2 protein-coding genes and 1 pseudogene are annotated in these 3,174 nt (G+C 64.3%); all 3 read left to right on the forward strand.

The window, feature by feature from the left end:
- Window positions 1–545, forward strand: a pseudogene (locus RMCN_RS26865) (IS21 family transposase); the annotation flags it as partial.
- A 159-nt stretch (window positions 546–704) separates the two neighbouring features.
- Window positions 705–1,706, forward strand: a complete 1,002-nt coding sequence (locus RMCN_RS26870; protein ID WP_234787808.1) for a tyrosine-type recombinase/integrase — start codon at window positions 705–707, stop codon at window positions 1,704–1,706.
- Window positions 1,660–3,105, forward strand: a complete 1,446-nt coding sequence (locus RMCN_RS26875) for a tyrosine-type recombinase/integrase (RefSeq protein ID WP_234787809.1) — start codon at window positions 1,660–1,662, stop codon at window positions 3,103–3,105. Before RMCN_RS26870 ends, RMCN_RS26875 begins: the two co-directional genes overlap by 47 nt.
- The last annotated feature ends 69 nt before the right edge of the window (window positions 3,106–3,174 follow it).

The following is a 3,174-nucleotide window of genomic DNA, read 5'->3' on the forward strand; positions in this document are numbered from 1 at the left end:
CGAAGTACGAGCGGGCCTCGGCGCCGTCGGCGATCAACGAGGTGGAACCTCGAATCCGGGCGTTGTTGACGGCCTACCCGACGATGCCGGCGACGGTGATCGCCGAGCGGGTCGGGTGGACCGGTTCGATCTCCTGGTTCCGGGAGCGGGTCCGGGCGATCCGCCCGGAGTACCTGCCGGCTGATCCGGTCGACCGCCTCGAGCATCCGCCGGGACGGGTGGTGCAGTGCGACTTGTGGTTCCCGGCGCCCAAGATCCCGGTCGGTTTCGGCCAGGAAACGATGCTGCCGGTGCTGGTGATGGTGGCAGCGTTCTCCCGCTTCATCGCCGCGGTGATGCTGCCCTCCCGCCAAACCATGGACCTGGTGGCCGGGATGTGGCAGCTGCTTTCGCAGACCTTCACCGCGATACCGCACGAGTTGTGGTGGGACAACGAGGCCGGGATCGGACGGCGCGGCCGGTTGACCGAGTCGGTCACGGCGTTGATGGGCACGCTGGGGTCGCGGCTGGTGCAACTCAAACCCTATGACCCACTCTTAACCGGCTAATCCGGGTGACTCGGATGAGGGGAACTGCCCATTTCCTGCAGTTTTACGCCCGGATCGAGCCAGATGCGATATGCACATCTCATGACGAAAGAGCTGTCTGCAGCCGTCGATGGCGGTGTGTGGCAGTTGCGTGGGCCGGCCGCCGAGCGGTTCGGATTGGTCAACGACTTTCTGGGACATCTGGCTGACCGCAACTTCTCCGTCCATACCTGCCGGGCCTACGCGTACGACCTGCTGGCGTTCGCGCGGTGGCTGATTGACGAGCAGGTGGACCTAGCAGAGGTCAATGTTGATGTGCTGCTTAGGTTCCTGACTGCGTGTCGAGAGGCGACGCTGCCGGGCCGACCGGGTGGCAACGTGTATTCGATCCGCGATGGCCGCAATCAAGGGTATGCACCTGCAACGATTAATCGGAGACTGGCGGCGATCTCCAGTTTGTTCGCATTCCAGGAGATGCGCGACCCCGACGCGCGAAACCCGGTCAGTGGGGTTCGCTCGGCCCGATTGCGTTCGCGTGGAGAGCGTTCCGGCCTGTTGGCCCATATCGCCAAGCCGAAGTCACGTTCCCAGCTGAGGGTCCGTGAGCAGCGGCGGCTGCCGCGCGGGTTGACCCGACAGGAGTCTGCGGCGCTGCTGGGCAGCTTCCGGAGCTGGCGCGATCGGTCCATCGGTGGCTTGATGCTGATGTCAGGGTTGCGGTCAACTGAAGTCCTGTCAGTGCGCGTTGCCGATGTGGATATCGCCCGACGCTGGGTTCGGGTGCTCGGCAAGGGAAGCAAGGAACGGTCCGTACCGATCGACACCGACGTTGCCGGCGCGATCCAAACTTATCTGCTGGTCGAGCGCCCCGAGACAGATGCCGAGGCGTTGTTCGTCGTCGCCAAGGGCGTTCATCGCGGACAGCCGCTGACCGCGGCGGGACTGCGCACGGTATTTCGCTATCACCGTGAACGCTCCGGCGTCAGCGCCGGGCATCCACATGCGTTACGGCATTCGTTCGGCACCGCGCTGGCTGAAGCCGGGGTCGATCTGTCCGTGATCCAAGCACTGATGGGCCACGACCACGCTGATTCCGCCGCCGCCTACATCCATTTGGCCCCAACGTTTCTGCGTGAGGAGTTCGATGCCGCCCGTGCTCGCTTACGTTCCCGCTCCTGATGCTGACCTGCTCACCGATTACGACGCGCACTGCACCCGGCTGGGATTGACCAGTAGGAACCTCCGGTCGGCAGCACGAACGTTCCTGCGACGCTGGCCCGATCCACAACAATGGGCCGGGGAACCACTACAGACACGGTTGTCGGCGTCGCATACCACCCGCTGCTTTGTGACGTTCCTGATGCTGGCCGGGCACCTGCGGCCCGGATACGACTACCTGATCTGCCGCAAACTGTCCGTCTTTTGGCGCCACATGCCGCCCGGGCTGCTTGCCCAGGACCTTGCCCGGTTCCTGGGCGCCGCCGAAGAACTCGGCTTCACCGAACGCACCCGCAGCGCATCCGCGTCGCAGGTCATCGGCAGGCTCCTCATTCAGACAGGAAGACGACTGGATGCCCTGACCAACAACGACTTTGACGATCTACTAGCTGCAAGTGCGGCTCGCCGCGGCGCTGATAAACCCAGCCGCCACTACAGCAGCGGTGCCCACACCGCCCGGCAGGTGATGTTTCACCTCGGTGTGTTCACCGACCAGCCGGTCAACGCGACCACCCTGCTGCGGCAAAGCTTTGCCCAGCGGATGCGGGATGCGAGTCCGTCGCTGCGCGGGTCGTTTGTGGCCTACCTTGATCGGTTGACCGCCACCCATAGCCGCGGCACGGTCGCTGGCACCGCAACCCGGCTCAACCACTTCGCCGCCCACCTGTATGCGGTTGATCCGACATTGGCAAGTCTGGCCAATTTGGACCGACGCCGCCACATCGAGACCTACATGACCGCTACCGCCGAGGCAACCAATTCGCGCACGGGCGCGCCGATTCAAGCCTCAGAGCGTCGCGGTCGGGTATTGGCAGTGCACTGTTTTCTCAACGACATCGCTGAGTGGGGTTGGCCGGAGGCACCACCTCGGCGGCTGGTATTCCGCTCCGACATTCCGAAGCTGCCGCGTGCTCTGCCGCGTTACCTCACCCCGGACCTGGATCGGCGGCTGACTCAGGCACTGCAGGCCTGGCCAGACCGACTGCCGGCTGACGCGCTGCTGTTGCAGCGGGCGACCGGATTGCGTATCGGTGAGCTCGTCGACCTCGAACTCGACAGCGTCCACGAAATCCCTGGCCAAGGCGCATGGCTGAAAGTCCCACTGGGAAAGCTCAATACCGAACGGATGGTGCCCCTCGATGACGACACTGTTGCCCTCATCGATCGGATCGTGGCCCACCGCTCGCTTGGGCGGCCGTTGCCGCACCCACGCACAGCACGCCCTACCGACTATTTGTTCACCCACCACGGTCGGCGCCTGACCGTCGATCACATCCGCGACGTGCTGGGTCGCGTGACCACCGACGCCAACCTGCCGCATATCACCCCGCACCAACTGCGCCACATTGTCCCCGCTTAGTTCCCGTGTTGCGATTAGCTTGAAAGGGTCAGGTGGCGCGTGCGTTTGGTTGTTGCGTGACGGCGTGTG

The sequence above is a fragment of the Mycolicibacterium novocastrense genome (genome assembly GCF_001570485.1).
GTDB classification, from domain to species: domain Bacteria; phylum Actinomycetota; class Actinomycetes; order Mycobacteriales; family Mycobacteriaceae; genus Mycobacterium; species Mycobacterium novocastrense.